The sequence below is a fragment of the Hymenobacter montanus genome (assembly GCF_014699115.1).
GTDB classification, from domain to species: Bacteria; Bacteroidota; Bacteroidia; order Cytophagales; family Hymenobacteraceae; genus Hymenobacter; species Hymenobacter montanus.
Window position 1 is genome coordinate 97081 of record NZ_JACXAD010000019.1, and the last position, 18319, is coordinate 115399.

The window sequence follows — 18319 nt, forward strand, 5'->3', positions numbered from 1 at the left end:
CGGCTTTTCCCCTCCTGACTTATGACCACTGAACTACTCGGCATCGCGGGCCTGTACCTGCTCACGCTGGGGCTGGCCCTGCCGCTGGGCCACTACCTGGCCCGCGTCTTCCAGGGCGAGCGAAGCCTGCTCGACTTCCTGGCGCCCGTGGAGCGCGGCATCTTCCGGGCCGCGGGCCTCGACGCAACGCGCGAAATGAGCTGGCAGCAGCACATGGTGGCGATGCTCACCATCAACGGCGTGTGGTTCCTGCTAGCCATGGGCATTCTCTGCACCCAGGGCAGCCTGCCGCTCAACCCCGACCACAACCCCTCAATGGCGCCGGATTTGGCCTTTAACACGGCCATTTCTTTTCTGGTGAACTGCAACCTGCAGCACTACTCCGGCGAGTCGGGTCTCTCGTACCTCTCGCAACTGGTGGTCATCACCTTTCTGCAGTTTGTGAGCGCCGCCACCGGCATTGCGGCGGCCGTCGTCGTCTTCAACGCCCTGCAAACCCGCACCAGCGAGAAGATGGGCAACTTCTACAACTACTTCGTCAAGAGCCTGACCCGTCTGCTCATTCCCGGCTCCATCGCGCTGGCCCTCATTCTCGTGTTCAACGGCTCGCCGATGACCCTGCAGGGCAAGCAGGCCCTGGTAACAATGCAGGGCGACTCGGTCCAGGTGAGCCGCGGGCCAGTAGCGGCCATGGTGGCCATCAAGGAGCTGGGTACGAATGGCGGCGGCTTTTTCGGGGCCAATTCGGCCCACCCGCTGGAAAACCCCAACTACCTCACCAACGCTGCCGAGAACCTGGCCTTGGTCGTCATTCCCCTGGCCATGATTTTCGCCCTGGGCTTCTACCTGAAGCGCCGCCGGCTGTCCTACATGATTTTTGGGGTGATGACGGTGGGCTTTTTGGCCCTGCTGGCGCCGGCGGTGTACTACGAGCTGCACGGCAACCCTGCCATCAGCCAGATGGGCGTGGACCAGCATCTGGGGGCGATGGAAGGCAAGGAAGTGCGCTTCGGCGCGGCGGCCTCGGCCTACTGGTCCATCACCAACACCGTCATCAGCTGCGGCTCGGTAAACTCCATGCACGACTCGTTCATGCCCTTGTCCGGGATGACGCAGCTGCTGGGTATGATGACCAACGCCTTTTACGGCGGTTGCGGGGTGGGCCTGCTCAACTTCTTTGCCTACCTGATTATCGCCGTCTTCATCGCCGGGCTGATGGTGGGCCGCACGCCCGAGTTTCTGGGCAAGAAAATCGAGGCCCGCGAGATGAAAATTGCCGTCATCGTCACCCTGCTGCACCCGCTGCTGATTCTGGCCGGCACGGCCCTGGCGGCGCACACCTACGTGGGCAACCCCAGCGAGTACGCCAGCTGGCTGGCCAACCCGGGCTACCACGGCTTTTCGGAAATGCTGTATGAGTTCACCTCCGCGGCCGCCAACAACGGCTCGGGCTTCGAGGGCCTGGGAGACAACACGGCCTTCTGGAACATCAGCACTGGCGTGGTGCTGCTGCTCGCGCGCTTCCTGCCCATCATCGGCCCGGTGGCCATTGCTGGCCTGTTGGCCCGCAAGAAATACATCCCCGAGGGTGCCGGCACGTTGCCCGCCGACACGGCCACCTTCGGCGTGATGGTGCTGGCCGTGATTTTTATCATCGCCGCCCTGGCCTTTTTCCCCGCCCTGGCGCTGGGCCCCATTGCCGAGCATTTCTCGCTCTACTAAGCCCGCTGCCGGTTGCCTCACTCGCTCCCGCCTTCCAACTCCAATCATGGCCCAGTCCCCTTCCTTATTTCAACCCGCGCTGGTCGCCCAGGCCGTCAAGCAGGCCTTCGTCAAGCTCGACCCGCGCCTCATGTTCCGCAACCCGGTGATGTTTACCGTGGAGCTGGGCACGGCGGTAATGCTCCTGGTCACCCTGGGCCTGCTGGTCCACCCTGACCCCGCGCAGGGCTCCTTTGGCTACAACTTCACCGTCTTGGTGGTGCTGTTTCTCACCCTGGTGTTTGCCAACTTCGCCGAGGCCATTGCCGAGGCGCGCGGCAAGGCCCAGGCCGACTCGCTGCGCAAAACCCGCCAGGATACGCCCGCCAACGTGCGTCTGGACAACGGGCAAATGGAGGTTGTCAGCTCGGCCCGGCTGCAAAAGGGACAGGTGTTCGTGGTGGAGGCCGGCGAAATCATTCCCACCGACGGCGAAATCATCGAGGGCCTGGCCACCATCGACGAGTCGGCCATCACGGGCGAATCGGCCCCGGTGATTCGGGAAGCCGGCGGCGACAAATCCAGCGTGACGGGCGGCACCAAGGTGCTCTCCGACCGCATCGTGGTGCAGGTGACCACGGCGCCTGGCGAGTCGTTTCTCGACAAGATGATTGCGCTGGTGGAAGGTGCCTCCCGGCAGAAAACGCCTAATGAAATTGCGCTCACCATCCTGCTGGCCGGCTTCACGCTGGTGTTCGTGATTGTGTGCGTCACGCTGCAGCCCTTTGCCGAATATTCCAAAACGCCCATTGCCATTTCGGCCTTCATTGCCCTGTTTGTCTGCTTGATTCCGACCACCATCGGCGGGCTGCTCTCGGCCATCGGCATCGCGGGCATGGACCGGGCCCTGCGCGCCAACGTCATCACCAAGAGCGGCAAGGCCGTGGAAACGGCCGGCGACATCGATGTGCTGCTGCTCGATAAAACCGGTACCATCACCATCGGCAACCGCAAGGCCACGCACTTCTGGCCGGCCCCGGGCGTGCCCATGGTGCAGTTTCTGGATTATGCCACCCTCAGCTCACTCACCGATGAGACGCCCGAGGGCAAAAGCATCGTGGAATTGGCCCGCGACAACAAGGTCGATACCCAGCAGCTGCACACCTGGCTGCAGGGTGCCGAGCTCATCAAGTTCACGGCCGAGACGCGCAGCAGCGGCGTGACACTGCCCGACGGCACCCGCATCCGCAAGGGCGCATCGGACGCCATGCGCAACCTCTCGAATGCCGCCGGCTTCTCCTTCCCAACCGAGACGGCCGACCAGGTGGTGAAAATCTCCAGCAACGGCGGCACTCCGCTGGTGCTGAGCGAAAACGACCGGGTCATGGGCGTGGTCGAGCTGCAGGACATCATCAAGCCCGGCATTCAGGAGCGGTTTGAGCGCCTGCGCGCCATGGGCATTAAAACGGTGATGGTGACCGGCGACAACCCGCTCACGGCCAAATTCATTGCCGAAAAGGCCGGCGTCGACGACTTCATTGCCGAAGCCAAGCCCGAGGACAAGATGCTCTACATCCGCCACGAGCAGCAGCAGGGCAAGCTGGTGGCCATGATGGGCGACGGCACCAACGACGCCCCCGCCCTGGCCCAGGCCGACGTGGGCGTGGCCATGAACTCAGGCACCCAGGCCGCCAAGGAAGCCGGCAACATGGTGGACTTGGACAACGACCCCACCAAGCTCATCGAGGTGGTGGAAATCGGCAAGCAGCTGCTCATGACCCGCGGCACGCTCACCACCTTCTCCATTGCCAACGACGTGGCCAAGTACTTCGCCATCGTACCGGCGCTGTTCATGGTGGGCATCCCGGCCCTGGGGGCGCTGAACGTGATGGGCCTGAAGTCGCCGCAGTCAGCCATCCTCTCGGCCGTCATCTTCAACGCTCTGATTATTCCCGCCCTGGTGCCACTGGCGCTGCGCGGCGTGCCTTACAAAGCCATCGGCGCCTCGGCCCTGCTACGCCGCAATCTGCTCCTCTACGGCCTGGGCGGGGTCATCGTCCCCTTCATCGGCATCAAGCTCATCGACCTGCTGGTCGGCCTGTTTCTGTAGCCGCCACCCTGCATTCCCATGAAAAACAACCTCCTTCCTGCTTTTCGCCTCACGCTGGTGCTGCTGGTGCTCTGCGCCGGGCTCTACCCAGCCCTTATCTGGGCGGCCGCGCAGCTCGCACCCAATGGTGGCCGCGGCGAAACCGTGCGCCAGAACGGGCGCGTGGTGGGCTACGCCAACGTGGGCCAGAAATTCGACCGTCCTGAGTACTTCCACGGCCGTCCGTCGGCGGTGGACTACAACGCGACCGGCTCGGCGGGCTCCAACAAGGGCCCGAGCAACCCGGAATACCTGGCTGCTGTGCGCGCCCGACTCGACACCTTTTTGCGGCAAAACCCCGGCGTGCGCAAAGAGCAGGTGCCCGCTGAATTGCTTACCGCTTCCGGCTCCGGCCTCGACCCGCACCTCTCGCCCCGGGGCGTGGCTGTGCAGGTGGCCCGCATTGCCAAAGCCCGTAACCTGGCCGTGGCCGACGTGCAAAGCCTGGTGCGGCAACACACCGAAACCAGCTTCCTAGCCCCCGCCCGGGTCAACGTGCTGCAGCTAAACCTGGCCCTGGACCAGGTAACAGTCCGCCGCTAGCGCCCCGGCCATGCCTACTGCTCCTTACCGCCGCCTGCGCGCCCGCCTGCGCCACGCACGCCTATCCCAGCTGGCTTACGCCCTCCTGTTGCTGGGCCTGCTGTGGCGCTTGATTGAGGCTGCTTCCTGAGTGCCCACCCCCGCTTCTTTTTCGCTTACCCATTTCCCACCCCTCTATTTCGATGAGCTTTACTTCTGCCCGCCGCGCCGGCCTGACCGCTGCGGCCCTGCTGACCCTTACTACTTCGGCTGCCCTAGCCCAGACCACCGAAACCGGTGCTGCCCACAACCCCGCTGCCAAGCCCGACAGCAGTGCTACCGGCGCCAAAGTGCCCTTCGACGGCATGGATTTGACTTGGATAAACGGTCAGAACCGCCAGACCACTTTTCCGCTCGTGCTCAAGGACCAGAACGGCGAAACCGTGCTGACCGGCACGGCCTTGCTCGACGGCTACTTCAACTACAACTTCGCCCGGCCCGTCGACCACACCCAAACTATTTCGGCGGTGACGGGGCGCACCAACGAGTTTTCCCTGGCCCTGGCCTCGGCCGGCATCGAATCAAACTACAAAAACATCATCGGGCGGCTGTGGGTACAGACCGGCTCCATGCTGCACGTGATTCAGGAAACCGACGGCTCGGTGCTGCGCGGGCGCAACGCGGGTACTGGCAACCTTAAGTTCATCCGCGAAGCCGCCGCCGGCTACCATTTTAACAAGGCCTACGGGCTGAACGTGGAGCTGGGCATCTTCATGAGCTACATCGGGCTGGAAAGCTACGTGATGCAGGAAAACTGGAGCTACCAGCGCAGCCTGGTCTGCGACTTCACCCCCTTTTACTTTCAAGGAGCCCGGGTGCAGTTTTACCCCAGCCGCAAGTTCAAGACCGAGCTGTGGCTGATGAACGGCTGGCAGACCTACAACAGCTTCAACCGGCAGCCCGCTATCGGCAACTCCAATTACTTCCGTCCCTCGGAGAACCTGCAGCTGGTGGCCAACTTTTACTACGGCAACGACTCGCGCCCCGGCACGGACAGCCTGGCCGTGGGCCGCGCCGGCTACCCCGACGTTATCCGCTTCCACCACGACAACTCCATCGTGGCCCGCTACTACCACAAGCCCAAGATGGGGCCGCTACGCGGCATCACCCAGGCCGCCTTCAGCCTGAACACGCACTACGGCTTCCAGAGCGGCGAGGGTGTGAAGGCGGCCCACAACTACATGGTGGGCTCCTCGCTTGCCAACCGGGTGTGGTTCAACCAGAACAAGATGGCCTTCACCGCCCGCGCCGGCTTCGTAAAAAATCCCTCGCGCTACCTGAGCTTCTCGCCCTCGGTAGTGGGCTTCACCGACCCCGACGCCAGCAAGCTCACGGCCAAAGAGCTGACGGGCACCTTCGATTACATGCCCTCGGACTTTGTGACCTTCCGGGTGGAATACTTGCACCGCTCGGCCAACGTGCCCTACTTCGCCGGGCCGGGCGGCACCACCTCGCCCTCGGGCTACGCCGACCAGCCCCTGCCCGCCGGTTACACCCCCGACCTGCGCAAGACGGAAGACCGGGCCATCCTCTCGGTCAACTTCCGCCTGTAGCTTGTCCTCTTTTCCAGACCCCGAAACCGGGCGGCTTCCTGGCCGACCGGTTTCCATTTTCCTGCTCAGCCTCATGAAAATCCACCTGCTTTCGGGAGTCTTGGTGAGTCTGCTGCCCGTGACGAACCTGCACGCCCAAACCGCGCCGCTTGCCCCGACGACCACCACGGCCCCCGCTCCAACTGCCGCACCCAGCACCTTGGGCGTCTCAGCCACGACCGGCGCGGCGCCTGATACGGCCGCAGCCGACCCTAAGCCGGAGTTTTTCGGGTACGTGGGCGTGTACTACGGCTACGACTTCAACAACCCGGCGGGGCTGACACGGCCGGGCTTTATCTACTCCGAGAACCTGCACAACCAGATTGCGGTCAACATTGCCCTGCTCGGGGCCCGCTACGTGGGCGAGCGGGCCCGGGGCACCTTTGCTATTCAGACCGGCACCTACCCCGACGCTAACTACGCCGCCGAGCCTGCCATTTTCAAAAATATCTACGAGGCCTGGGGCGGCGTGCGCCTGGCCCCCAAGCTCTGGCTCGACGCCGGCATCTTCCTCTCCCACATCGGGCTGGAAGGACCCATTTCCCGTGATGACCTGACGCTGACCCGCTCCATCATGGCCGACAACTCGCCCTACTACGAGGCCGGCGCCAAGCTCACCTACGATATGGGTCGGAAGTGGCTGTTTTCGGCCCTGGCCGTCAACGGCTGGCAGGTCATCCGCGACCGGAACCAGAACGAGGCCCTCGGCACCCAAATCCAGTTCCGGCCTACAGCCAAGTGGCTGCTCAACTCCAGCACCTTCCTGGGCGAAGGGGCTAACCGGCCCGACTCCGTGGGCCGGCAACTGCGCTACTTCCATGACTTCTACCTGACCTACGACCCCTCGCCGAAGTGGAAGATTGCCGCGGCCTTTGATACCGGCTGGGAAGAGCGTGCCGCCGGCCATAGCGGCTATGACAGCTGGCAGGGCGCGGCGCTCATCGTGCGGCGCCGCCTGTGGGCGCGGGCCGGGGTGGTCGGGCGCGTGGAGTACTTCCGCGACCCGGCCGGCGTGCTGGCCGCCACCCGCGCTGGCGGCTTGCGCACCGTGGGCTACTCGCTGGGCTTCGACTACAACCCCATCCCCCGCGTGATTCTGCGGGGCGAAGCCAAGCAGTTTCGTGACCAGAATGACGTGTACCTGCAGGACCGGACCCCGCGCCGCACCAATGGCGTGGCCACCGTGCTGCTGGGCCTCACGTTTTAACCTCTGCCGCTTATTCCAACTGCTATGAGTCCCGCCGAGCAAGAACTGCGCGATACCTCCGCCGAGCGGTTTCTGCGCCTGGTGCAGGCCAAGCGGCGCGGCACGCTCAAGGTGTACCTGGGCCTGGCCGCCGGCGTGGGCAAAACCTACCGCATGCTGCAGGAAGCCCAGGACCTGCACCGCCACGGCGTGAGCGTGCTGCTGGGCTACGTGGAAACGCACGGGCGCGCCGAAACCGTGGCCCAGCTGCCGGGCGTGCCGCTGTTGCCGCGCAAGCACGTCTTCTACAAGGGCCGGGCGCTGGAGGAAATGGATTTGGAAGGCATCGAGAAGCAGCGCCCGCAGGTGGTCATCGTCGACGAGCTGGCTCACTCCAACGTGCCGGGCTCCCGCCACGAAAAGCGCTGGCAGGATGTGGAATACCTCGTCAGCCAGGGCATTTCGGTGATTACGGCCGTCAACGTGCAGCACCTGGAAAGCCTCCACGACCAAGTGCTTAAAATCACGGGCACCGACGTCACGGAGCGCATTCCCGACCGGCTGCTCCGCCAGGCGGACGAGGTGGTGAACGTGGACCTGACGGTAGGAGAGCTGCGCCGCCGGCTGGAGGAAGGCAAGATTTACGACCCGGCTAAGGTGCCCACCGCCCTGGCCAACTTCTTCCAGGCCGAAAACCTGCTGCAGCTGCGGCGGCTGGCCGTGCGCGAGGTGGCCCAGCTGCTGGGCCGGCAGGTAGAAACCGAGGCCGGCGGCGCCCCCGCCGTGCTGCCCGCCCGCCGCAACGACGACCGCCTGCTGGCCTGCATCAACGCCAACGACCGGGCCGCCAAGGAAATCATCCGCAAGACCTCGCGCCTGGCCGACCGGTTTTCGGCCGCCGCCTGGTACGTGCTCTACGTGCAGACCGGCCGCGAAACCGCCGACCGCATCGGGCTGGCCACCCAGCGCCACCTGCTCCGTAACCTGCAGCTGGCCACCGAGCTGGGCGCCCAGATTCTGCGGGTCAAGGACGACGACATCGTAGGTGCCATCCAGCGGGTAGCGGCCGAGAAAAACGCCACGCTGCTGGTATGCGGCATTACCTCCGAAAAGGGCCTGTGGGGCCGGCTTTCCCGCCGCGGCGTCACCAACGACTTGCTGCGCGCCGTAGCCCGCAGCAACCCGGACCTGGACCTCTACCTGGTCACCTACTAAGAGCATCCCGCCTACTACTTGCAGCTACCTTTTATGTCCATAAAAACGAAAATCACCCTCGGTTTGCTGGCTATGCTGGCCCTGGTGAGCGTGCTTGGCGGCTACGCCTTCTATACCGTGCAGCGCCTCGACCGCGGCTCGCGCAACATCCTACGGGACAACTTCTACTCCGTGGAGCTAGGCCAGCAGATGCTGCAGGCCCTGGACGGGGTAGAAGCCACGCCCGCTCGGCTCGACGTGTTTCGCCGCAGCCTGACCCGGGAGGCCGGCAACATCACCGAGCCCGGCGAGCGGGAAATCGTCGACAGCCTGACCCAGAACCTGGCTGCCTACCAGGGCCTGCTGGATGCGAATGCCCCGGTGGCCGCCCGGCATACCGCCTTGAGCCTGCTCCGGGCCCAGACCCACCGCATGGTCCGGCTAAACACCGACGCGCTGGCTCGCAAAAACGGGCAGGCCAACCGCAGCGCCGAGCGGGTGGGCCGCTACCTGCTTACGTTCATCGTCATCAGCCTGCTGCTGGGCCTGATGCTGGTGCTGAGCGTGCCCGAAGCAGCCGTGGGGCCGGTGCGCAAGCTGCAAAGCAGCCTGCAGCATGCCGCCGACCACGACTTCCGGGCCACCATCCCCTTGGAAAGCCACGACGAGTTCGGACAGCTGGGCCGGGTCTTCAACCGCATGCTGGTGCAGCTGCAGGAATACCGCCGCTCCACCCTGGCCGAGCTGCTGACCGAGCGCAACCGCGTGGCCAGCATCGTCAGCGGCCTCGACGAGGGCCTGCTGCTGCTGGACGAAAACCGTCGGGTGCTGCTGGCTAACCCCGTAGCCTGCGAGCTGCTGAGCCTGCCGGCCGAGCGGCTGGTGGGCCGGCCGGCGGCCGAAGTGGCCCTGGAAAACGATTTGCTGCGCGAAATCCTTAACCCGCTGGACGTGGACGCCGCCCGCCGCGAGCAGGCCGTGGCCGACGCGCCGTTGCTGCGCATCGCCCAGCACGGCGAAGAAGCGTTTTACCGGCTGGCCGTGCAGGAACTCGTCAGTTACAACGAAGTACTGGACAAGATGGAGTTTGTGGGCCAGATACTGACGCTGCGCAACGTGTCGGACTTCAAAAAGCTCGACCAGGTCAAGTCCAACTTCCTGGCTACCGTTTCGCACGAGTTGAAGACCCCGCTTTCCAGCATCCACCTCAACGCCAAGCTGCTGCAGGACGAGCGCCTGCCCGCCGACGAGCGGGTGCGGGTGGCGGGCTTCATCCGCCAGGAAACCCAGCGCCTGCAGCGCATGGTGGCCGAGCTGCTCGACGTCTCCCGCCTCGACGCTGGTGCCGGCATCCAGCTCGACGTGCAGGCCACCAGCCTCGCGGACGTCATCGGCTACGCCACGGCCACGGTGCAGGCCCAGCTCACCGACCGGCAGCTGCGCCTGGACGTGCAGCTGCCCGCCGACCTGCCGCTGGCCCGGGCCGACGTGGAAAAAACCACCTGGGTGCTCATCAACCTGCTGGCCAATGCCATCCGCTACTCGCCGGTGGGCGAAACCCTGACGGTGCGGGCCCAGACCGTGGGCCCGCAGGTGCGCGTGAGCGTGCAGGACCGGGGCCCCGGCATTGCCGCCGAGCACCACGACAAAATCTTTCAGCGCTTCGCCCAGATTCCCGATAAGGCCGGCTACCGCGGGGGCTCGGGCCTGGGCCTGAGCATTGCCCGCGAGTTCATCACCACCCAGGGCGGGCGGCTGTGGGTGGAGAGCGAGTTGGGCAGCGGTAGCACGTTCCTGTTCACGCTGCCGGCCGCGGTCTGATTTTTCCATGTCTGTTACGCTCCGATGCTCTCCCTAAAAAAGCTATTTCCTTCCCGCACGGCCCACCGGGCTCACTATTATAGCCTTGGCCAGCCTGGCCCGCGCATTCGCCACGTGTGGCTGTGCTTGCACGGGCACCAGCAGCCGGTGCAGGCGCTGGCCGCGCAGCTGGTGAATCTGGACACGCCCGAGCGCCTGCTGATTCTGCCCCAGGCCCTCGCGCCCGACTCGGCCGCTGTCGACCAGGCCCTGTGGTTTCGACCGGGCAGCCTGGGTCCGGACCTGGCGTTGGTCCGGGCCTACTTGGATGAGTTGGTTACCTCCGTGCTGGTGGAATGCCCGGCTGGCACGCCGCTGACGGTGCTGGGCTATGGGGAAGGAGCGGCGGCGGCCGTCACCTGGCTGGCCGGCAACCGGTTTCCCTATGAGCGCCTGCTGCTCTACGCCGCCGTGTTTCCGCCCCAGCTCAGCCGCACCCGGCTGTTTGCCGATTTGCCCCGCTCCCCGGTGGTCGTCATCGCCACCTCGGCGGCGGAGTTCACGCCCGAAGCCCATGGCGAAGGGCTGCTGCTGGACCTGCGGGCGGCCGGGCTGCCCGTGCGCCTGAGCCAGGTAGAAAGCGGGCCGCTGACGCTCGCGGCGCTGGGGGCGGGCCGGGAGTCCGGCGGACTGCGCACTTCTTTGTAGTCACTACTTTTTCCTGCTGCCTGTATGACCCAAACCGTCTCTTCGCATTCCCGGGCCACGGCCACCGGCACGCTCATCGCCCTGGGCATCGTGTACGGCGACATCGGCACCTCGCCGCTCTACACCGTACGCGGGGTGTTTGCCCACCGGCCCGTGACGGAAGAAGTGGTGCTGGGGACCATCTCCTGCGTGCTCTGGACGCTTACGCTGCTGACCACCGTCAAGTATGTCTTCATTGCGCTCAAGGCCGACAACAACGGCGAGGGCGGCATCCTGGCCTTGTTTGCCCGGCTGCGGCGCCTGCCGGTGCGCTGGCTCTACGTGCCAGCCATTGTCGGGGCGGCGGCCCTGCTGGCCGACGGCATCATCACGCCACCCATCTCCGTGTCCTCGGCCATTGAGGGGCTGCGCATGCTCAAGCCCGACCTGGACACGGTGCCCATCGTGGTGGTGATTCTGCTGGCCTTGTTTGCCTTTCAGCAGTTCGGCACGGCTATCATCGGCAAGTTTTTCGGGCCCGTCATGCTGCTGTTTTTCTCCATGCTGGCCGTGCTCGGGGTGGTGCACCTGGTGCAGACGCCCGGCATTCTGCGCGCCCTGAACCCGTACTACGCCCTACACATGGTGACGCAGGTGCCGGGCGCGTTCTGGCTGCTGGGCTCCATCTTTCTGTGCAGCACGGGGGCCGAGGCCCTGTACGCCGACATGGGCCACGTGGGCCGGCCCAACATCTACCTCTCCTGGACCTTCGTCAAATTTTGCCTCGTGCTCAACTACCTGGGGCAGGGCGCTTGGCTGCTGCGGCACCTGGGGCCGGAGCTCGGCGAGCAGAACCTGTTTTTTCTCATGATTCCGCCGGCGCTGCTGCTGCCGGCCATTGCCCTGTGCACGCTGGCGACCATCATTGCCTCGCAGGCCCTGATTTCGGGCTCGTTCACGCTGGTGGTGGAAGCGCTGCGGCTCAACTTCTGGCCCAAGGTGCGCATTTCCTACCCCACCGAGTTGCGCGGGCAGAGCTACGTGGCTTCGCTGAACTGGCTGCTGTGCGCCGGCTGCATCGGGGTGGTGCTTTACTTCCGCGAGTCGGGCCGGATGGAAGCCGCCTTTGGGCTGGCCGTCACCATCACCATGCTGATGACCACGCTGCTACTGGCCTATTACCTGCGCCAGCGGCGCGTCAGTGCGTGGCTGCGTGGGCTCCTTATCGGCACCTATGTGGTGGTGGAGGGTGCTTACCTGGTGGCCAACCTGCGCAAATTTCCCGAGGGCGGCTGGCTGAGCGTGGCCCTGAGCCTAGTCATCCTGGTGGTCATCGTGGCCTGGATTCAGGGCCAGCGCATCCGCCGCGACCTGACGGAGTTCGTGCCCGTTACTGACTGGCTGCCGCTGCTGCAGACCCTGAGCAATGATACTTCGGTGCCCAAATACGCCACCCACCTGGTGTACCTGACCAAGTCCACCGACCCCGGGCTGATTGAGAACGGCATCATCCACAGCATCTTCAAGAAGAATCCCAAGCGGGCCGACGTGTACTACTTCGTGCACGTGCACACCGACGACGACCCCTACACCCGCACTTTCCACGTCGAGCACGTGGTGCCGCAGGAGTTGGTGCGCATCGACTTCCGCTTGGGCTTCCGCGTGGACCACGCCATCAACTACATGTTCCGGCAGGTGGTGACGGACCTGGTGAAAAACGGCGAAATCGACATCACCTCGCGCTACGCCTCCCTGCGCGAGCAGGACATCGTGGGCGACTTTCAGTTTGTACTACTCAACAAAACCCTGCCCTACGAGCATTTGCTGCGCGGGTGGAAGCGCGTGGCCCTGCGCCTGCACGGTTGGCTGAAGTGGTTGGGCGTATCCGACCAAGAAAGCTTCGGGCTCGACAACAGCACCTACACCGTGGAAAACGTGCCCCTGCAGATGCCCGCCCGGCCGGAGCTGCAGCTAGTGCGGGTGTAGTTCGGGCTAGGGACCTCCGCCCGGCGGTCAGGATGTACCTGTCGGGGCTGAAAAAGGCGCAGCACTGACGCTCGGTTTTAACCAACTCGGCCAGCTTGTTCATCCTCGCGTCGAAATCCGGAATGTGGAAGGCAAACCCGGTGGACACTTCCTGCCGAGTTAGTGCCTTCCTTTTCAGCGACGCGAGGATAGTTGCATTGCGCTGCCGCATAGCCGCCGAGGTGAGCTGGCAAGCCATGGCAAGGGGCAGCCCGGTGCCAGGCCGAGCCCATCCGTATTAATGCGCCGGCGTTCTACGTAGCGTGGATGCTAAAATCCGTATTTACTTCGGCATCGATTTGGTCCAGGCTACGTTTTATAGTCAGGCTTTTGGTTCCTGTATAGGTAACCCTGATGTACATACTTCTCACTCGCTGAGTGACCCTTGGCTGCGGCAGCGAGCCGTCGCTTTTGCCTTGAACCTGGCGCAGAACACCTTTCTAGAACCCGGGGAGCAAGAACGGGCACTGCTGCGCCAGTTTGAGGCCGGAGAGCTGAGCGTAGACCAACTGGAAGCTCAACTCGATAAGTTAACGCCTTCCCGCCGCGAAGAACAGTCCGTTTCTGGTAGAGCCACGCACTAGCGCTCCAACTGCTGAGCGGGTTGCTGGCCCTGCTGGCTATGGCGGGCCGCCTCGTGCCGTTCCACCCGGTCACTGCCATGTTCAATCAGTTGACTCCCATGCTGCTTCCCTACGGCATCGAGCGTCTGGCTTATCTGTGTTATTTCGGGCTGGTCGGTGCGGTACGACACCTTCATTTCCGAGTGCCGGATGCCTTGCTCGTCGGTAGTGCTATGCGAGTCACCGACTTTGGCCCCGCTGGCTGCAACAGCAGCTTGCACGGCTTCGGCTTGGCCTCGCTCGCCGGTGGCCAGCGCCGGCTCGTCAATCCGAATAACCAACTGCTTCTCGCTGCCCGCCGTGTCGGTGCTACCCGCAGCCAGCGCCCCTGCACCAATTGCCGCGTCTGGCTTGGCAGCCACATCCAGGCTTCGGTCCCGATTGTGAGGCTGAATGGCGGCCGCTTCGGCGGCGAGTTGCCGGAGGGCCCGGTCTTCATCGCGCTCCACGACACTTACCCCGGCGTACTGTTCTTTGCCAGCAGTAGCGCGGGCATTAGTGTTGGTTACGATGGCGTGAATGATGGCAATATCGGGCTGGTCGTTCCGGTACGTCATATCGAATTCAGCCCGCCGGATGCCCTGCTCATCCACGGAGCTGCGCACTTCGCTGGTCTGCATAGAGTAGCCCGAATTATCCAGAATGGCTTTCCAAGCCTCCGCGCGGCCGGTGGTGCTGGGCTCCAGCTCATCGACCTTCCATGTTGCAGTTCTCTCCCCGGTGTCTGAGGGGGTGGGTAAGCTTACGCCCGCGGAGGTCTCGGCGTGACGGGCCCGGGCGCGCAGCTCTTCCCGCTCGGCTTCGTCGACTTTACGACCGGCCGGCGGGGGATTGTCATGGATGTATTCTTTGAGCAGCACCAGCCCGGCATCGCGGGCGTGCACGAACTGCGCGGTGTGCTCCGCCGCTTCCTGCTCACTACGGTAGGAGCGGGGGGCTCGCTCTTCCTGGGCAGCAGTTTCCGCGACGGCCTGCGTAAACCGCTGGTCCGCCTGCGCCCGCTCTTGTTGCGCTTCGGGGGTGTTTTCCCGCTCGCGCCGGGCCTGACGCTCGGCTTCCCGCTGTTCCCTTTCCTGGCGCTGGGCATCGGCCAGCCGCTGCTGGCGCTCCGACTCGCGCTGCTGCTCCTCGCGCTGGGCGGCGGCGCGAATCTGCTCGGCGCTCAGCCCCTGCGCAGTGTATTCCAATTCCTTGTTGAAGTCCTTGGCCAGCGGGTAGTCCACCCGCAGAAAGGCTTCCCGCTGGCGCTCGGCTTCAGCTCGCAGCTGCTCGCGCTGCCGGTAGAGTTCCTGGGCCACTACTTCCAGCTGGGCCGTGTCGGCGCGGGCCACGGTCAGGCGCACGATGGTGGCCTGCTCGGTGCTGCGCTGCACTTCTACGGTAAGCGAGGGGCCGGCCTCCTGGGTACTGTTAATTTTCTCCACCCGCTCGCTGAGCTGCTGCACCTGGCTAGCGCCCTGCTCGGCCGAGTCGTGGTGAAACGTCACCTTCAGGCTGGTGTGGTACTTGTCGCTGGTGGCATGCCACTCCACGGGCCGGGAGGCCTCGCGGTAGGCTTCCTGCTCGGCCACCGGCACCAGCGGGCGGGCCGGCTGCAGCTCGTTGAGGTAATTGATGTTGAACTGCCGGCCCCCGGCGTCGCGGTCGTTGGCCAGCACCACCTCCTGGGGCTGCTGCTTGTCGATGACTCGCTGAATCAGGGCAATCTGCGCCTCGGTTGGCGTGCCGCTGGTGGCAATGTAGAGCGTGTTCTTCGGGTCCTGCCCGTGCTTGAGCTGGAAATGGGACAGTGAGTCGATGGCTGATTCGCTCACCACCACGCGCGCCACCGGCGTGTCTTTGCCGTCGGTCGGGTGGGAGACCCAGATGCCGTTTTTGGGCAGCGGCAGCAGGCTTTTGTAGTGCTCGTTCTTCTGCTCCACGCTGGCCAGCCCGTGCTCGTTGTAGAGCGGAAAGGCCGTGTTCTTGTGCTCGTTCTGCTGCGCCGTGAAGATGCGGCCCTGGAAGGCCGGGCTGTCGAGCGTGGCATCGGTGATGCCCCGCCCGTGCAGGTAGCTGCGGTCAGTGAGCTCCTTCTTGACGCCCAGCACCTCGGAAATCAGGCGGGTGCGGCGCTCTTCCTCGGCCTGCCGGGCCTGCTCCGGGTCGCCCACGGGCAGGCTGCTCAGGCGGGCGGTTTCGGGTGGGGTGGCGTACACCCGCGCCGGGGCCGGCGCGCCGTCGAGGTACTCGCGCAGCTGCTGGCGTACCTGGCCCAGGTTAAGGCCGTGGCCGTCGCCGCCTCTTGTCTTGGCGAAGTCGATGATGGAGCCCGCGTCGCGGTCGTCGCCGGTATTCAGGTACACCTGGTGGTCGCCCTTGCGGGTAACGATGACATGCTCATCGTCCTTGACCAGGTGGTGCCAGTCGCCGCGGCGGCTTTCCTTCTTGATGGTGTAGCCCTGGCGCTGGGCGTAGTCAACCAGGTCAATGTCGCGCTTGAAGCGGTCGAGTTCGGTGGGGTCGTTTTTCCGGGGTGCGTTCATAGGGTGGGCTGGGGGAGTGGAGCCGGACAGCTCCATCTCCTTGCCAGCACCCGGCGGCCGGGCCCCAAGCAGGAAAGCTATCCGGGGTTAGGTGGTCGGCGGCGAACTGCCGGCCCGCTGCGCGGCCGCGTCGAAGAAGGCCAGCTGCTCGCGGAATTGTGCTAGTAGCTCGGAGCTGCCGAACACGTACTGGTTGGCGCCGCTGCCGATGTCGATGCGCACGATTTCCGTGGTCACGCCCAGCGCGCGCAGCACCTTTTGCACGAGGCGCGGCTCGTCGCGCTTGAGCTTGCCGTTCTTCAGGTTGACGACGTTGGTATAGGTCAGGCCATGCTGGGCACAAAAAGCGGTTAAATCGCCCTGGGGCAGGGCTTTCAGGCGAAACTGAACGTAGCGAAGGCACTCGGCATAGGGTGCGGACAGGCTAAGGTCAGGAAACCCCAACGGGGCGGAAACGTGGTCGGATGGTACCATGCAAAGAAGGGCACACTGCTGGGGCAGTGGGGGTGAAGTATCGGAGCGATACCCCAAAGGACGCATATCGGGCTTACAAGCCGCAACGCCCTTAAGGAAAAACTCAAATCTTCTACCACCCGACCGGATTGCAATTGCCCCCGGCCGGACACCACTTCGCTGGTAGGCGCTTCATACGACCAAGCAATTTTTAAGTTTTAACTAACTTTTTACTAACACCGATAGGTTTCTTACCGTAAGGGGCCGGTATGCGTTTTGGAATACTCATCCTGGTGGTACTGGCTCTGGCCGCGCTGGCGGCGTTGCTGTGGTGGCGCTTCAAGGGCCCCGGCAAACCGGCCGCTCCGGTTGCCGTGCTGGCCACCCGGAACCATCATTCCCTGCGCACTTTCCATTACGAAACTGCCGCGGCTACCCAATCGGCCAAGCAAGCAGCAGCTTCCGCTGAAGTCGGCGAGCCCCTGGCCCGGCTGCTCCCGCGGGAAGACTTGGCCGCCCCGGAGCCCGCGCATTTTGCCGAGGAAGCGAAAGCGACGCTTTCCGCTGATAACGCCGAATCAACTACAGAATTGGGCGAAGCCGACCTGGAAGCGCCGGCAGAAGATACGCCCCGCCCGGCTTCCATTCGCCACGCGGCCGGCGCCTTGGCCTCGCTCCTGGAAGTGCAGGAAGAGGCAGTTGTGCCTGCCGCAGCGCCCGAGCCAGCGGTGGAAGCTGACGAGGAGCCCGCCGAAGCCCTTTTTCACAACCCCATCACCGCGCCGGCGCCGACGGCCAACGACCAGGCCAACCGCGCCGCCGAAATCGCCCTGCGCCAGCAGCGGCGTGCCCGCATGAGCGCAGATGCCGCCGCTCAACGAGCGGCGCTGAGCAGCCTGTTTCCCGGCGCCGGCAGCCCCATTCCCATGGCCAAACCTTCCTAGAAGCCACACCTGCTTTCCGGGGAGATAAGCACCCTGTTTCCACCTATTACCCCTTTCTATGCTAACCCATTTCTTTTCCCGGGCCCGTACCCACGCCGCAACGGCAACTGAAACCCTGCACTCGCTGGCCGCCGCGGGCCAGACCTATCAGCCCTCCAAAGCCGAACAGCGCGTTGCGGCCCTGCTCAGCACCCTGGCTTTGGCCACCAGCCCGGCTCGGGCACAAGTGGGCGGCGGGGGAGCCGCCGCGGCGCTCGAAGGCGTGCAGGAAACTGTCGTCAGCATCGTGCAGGTCATTTTCGCCATCGTGCTCATCGTGGGCCTCATTCGCGTGGTGATGAAGTTCGTGCAAGGGGCCCCCGATGCGCTGGGCTCGCTGGGCTGGCTCGTGGGCGGCGTAATTCTCTGGTTCGGCTTCCAGCTCTTCAAGGACGATTTGGTCAGCGCCGTGGGCGGCGGGGACGGGGGCGTACGCTAAGCTCATGCGTTCCTACAAATCCATTGAGCGGCCCGCCCAGGTGTTGGGCATGAACATCCAGGACCTGGGCATCATGGTCGGCCTGTTCATCGGCTCGGTCCTGTTGCTCGGCTTTCTGGGCATGGCGGTCAAGATTCCGCGCCTGGTGTACCTGCTCGTCATTCTGGTCGAACTCAGCCTGATTCTGGGCCTGCGCTACCTAAGCAAGCGTCAGGCGCCCGGCTTTCTGATGGGCTGGCTTTCCTTCACCTTCATCCAGCCCCGCCGCCTGGCGGTGGGGCCTTTTCCCACCCCTTCCACCCATGACCAAAAAGCCCAAAACGGCCGCGTTTAACGCCGTGATGCCCGTGCACAGCTTCGAGGGCGACAAAGTGGTTTTC

General features: G+C 64.5%; 15 protein-coding genes. 13 read left to right on the plus strand and 2 right to left on the minus strand.

The annotated features are described in order from the left end of the window. The first annotated feature begins 21 nt into the window (after window positions 1-21). The 10 genes from kdpA (at window position 22) to IC235_RS16275 (ending at window position 13500) form a co-directional block, all read left to right on the plus strand. On the plus strand, window positions 22-1722 hold the full coding sequence (kdpA, locus tag IC235_RS16230) for a potassium-transporting ATPase subunit KdpA (protein WP_191006245.1): 1701 nt from the start codon (window positions 22-24) through the stop codon (window positions 1720-1722). A gap of 46 nt (window positions 1723-1768) precedes the next feature. Then, window positions 1769-3811 (plus strand): potassium-transporting ATPase subunit KdpB, encoded by a 2043-nt coding sequence (kdpB, locus tag IC235_RS16235; RefSeq protein WP_191006246.1) that lies wholly within the window; start codon window positions 1769-1771, stop codon window positions 3809-3811. Between the two features lie 18 nt (window positions 3812-3829). Beyond that, window positions 3830-4393 carry a potassium-transporting ATPase subunit KdpC gene (kdpC, locus tag IC235_RS16240; RefSeq protein WP_191006247.1) on the plus strand — a complete coding sequence of 188 codons (564 nt, stop codon included), beginning with the start codon at window positions 3830-3832 and terminating at the stop codon, window positions 4391-4393. A 182-nt stretch (window positions 4394-4575) separates the two neighbouring features. Further along, window positions 4576-5985, plus strand: a complete 1410-nt coding sequence (locus IC235_RS16245) for an outer membrane beta-barrel protein (RefSeq protein WP_191006248.1) — start codon at window positions 4576-4578, stop codon at window positions 5983-5985. Window positions 5986-6058: 73 nt separating this feature from the next. Then, window positions 6059-7231: a porin gene (locus tag IC235_RS16250; protein WP_191006249.1), complete on the plus strand. Its 1173-nt coding sequence runs from the start codon at window positions 6059-6061 to the stop codon at window positions 7229-7231. Between the two features lie 24 nt (window positions 7232-7255). Then, window positions 7256-8425 (plus strand): sensor protein KdpD, encoded by a 1170-nt coding sequence (locus tag IC235_RS16255; protein ID WP_191006250.1) that lies wholly within the window; start codon window positions 7256-7258, stop codon window positions 8423-8425. 33 nt (window positions 8426-8458) lie between these two features. Continuing rightward, window positions 8459-10225: a HAMP domain-containing sensor histidine kinase gene (locus IC235_RS16260; RefSeq protein ID WP_191006251.1), complete on the plus strand. Its 1767-nt coding sequence runs from the start codon at window positions 8459-8461 to the stop codon at window positions 10223-10225. Between the two features lie 24 nt (window positions 10226-10249). Next, window positions 10250-10912 carry a hypothetical protein gene (locus tag IC235_RS16265; RefSeq protein WP_191006252.1) on the plus strand — a complete coding sequence of 221 codons (663 nt, stop codon included), beginning with the start codon at window positions 10250-10252 and terminating at the stop codon, window positions 10910-10912. A gap of 24 nt (window positions 10913-10936) precedes the next feature. Further along, the gene (locus IC235_RS16270; protein ID WP_191006253.1) at window positions 10937-12877 is read left to right on the plus strand and encodes a KUP/HAK/KT family potassium transporter; all 1941 of its coding nucleotides are present in this window, start codon (window positions 10937-10939) and stop codon (window positions 12875-12877) included. A gap of 302 nt (window positions 12878-13179) precedes the next feature. Next, entirely contained in the window at window positions 13180-13500 is a 321-nt protein-coding gene (locus IC235_RS16275) for a hypothetical protein (protein ID WP_191006254.1), read from the plus strand. Here IC235_RS16275 and IC235_RS16280 read toward each other — a convergent pair. Together IC235_RS16280 and IC235_RS16285 are read right to left on the minus strand one after the other, a co-directional pair. Further along, the gene (locus IC235_RS16280) at window positions 13497-16064 is read right to left on the minus strand and encodes a toprim domain-containing protein (protein ID WP_191006255.1); all 2568 of its coding nucleotides are present in this window, start codon (window positions 16062-16064) and stop codon (window positions 13497-13499) included. The genes IC235_RS16275 and IC235_RS16280 overlap by 4 nt on opposite strands. An 87-nt stretch (window positions 16065-16151) precedes the next feature. Further along, the gene (locus IC235_RS16285; RefSeq protein WP_191006256.1) at window positions 16152-16538 is read right to left on the minus strand and encodes a hypothetical protein; all 387 of its coding nucleotides are present in this window, start codon (window positions 16536-16538) and stop codon (window positions 16152-16154) included. Between the two features lie 248 nt (window positions 16539-16786). Between IC235_RS16285 and IC235_RS16290 the strand changes: the two genes are divergently transcribed. Genes IC235_RS16290 through IC235_RS16300 form a run of 3 tightly spaced genes read left to right on the plus strand, consistent with a single transcriptional unit; the run spans window position 16787 to window position 18273 of the window. Further along, a complete protein-coding gene (locus IC235_RS16290) occupies window positions 16787-17461 on the plus strand; it encodes a hypothetical protein (protein WP_191006257.1) in 675 nt (224 codons plus the stop codon). A 58-nt stretch (window positions 17462-17519) separates the two neighbouring features. Further along, window positions 17520-17939: a hypothetical protein gene (locus IC235_RS16295; RefSeq protein WP_191006258.1), complete on the plus strand. Its 420-nt coding sequence runs from the start codon at window positions 17520-17522 to the stop codon at window positions 17937-17939. Between the two features lie 4 nt (window positions 17940-17943). Further along, complete coding sequence (locus IC235_RS16300) at window positions 17944-18273, plus strand: hypothetical protein (RefSeq protein WP_191006259.1); 330 nt, start codon at window positions 17944-17946, stop codon at window positions 18271-18273. The last annotated feature ends 46 nt before the right edge of the window (window positions 18274-18319 follow it).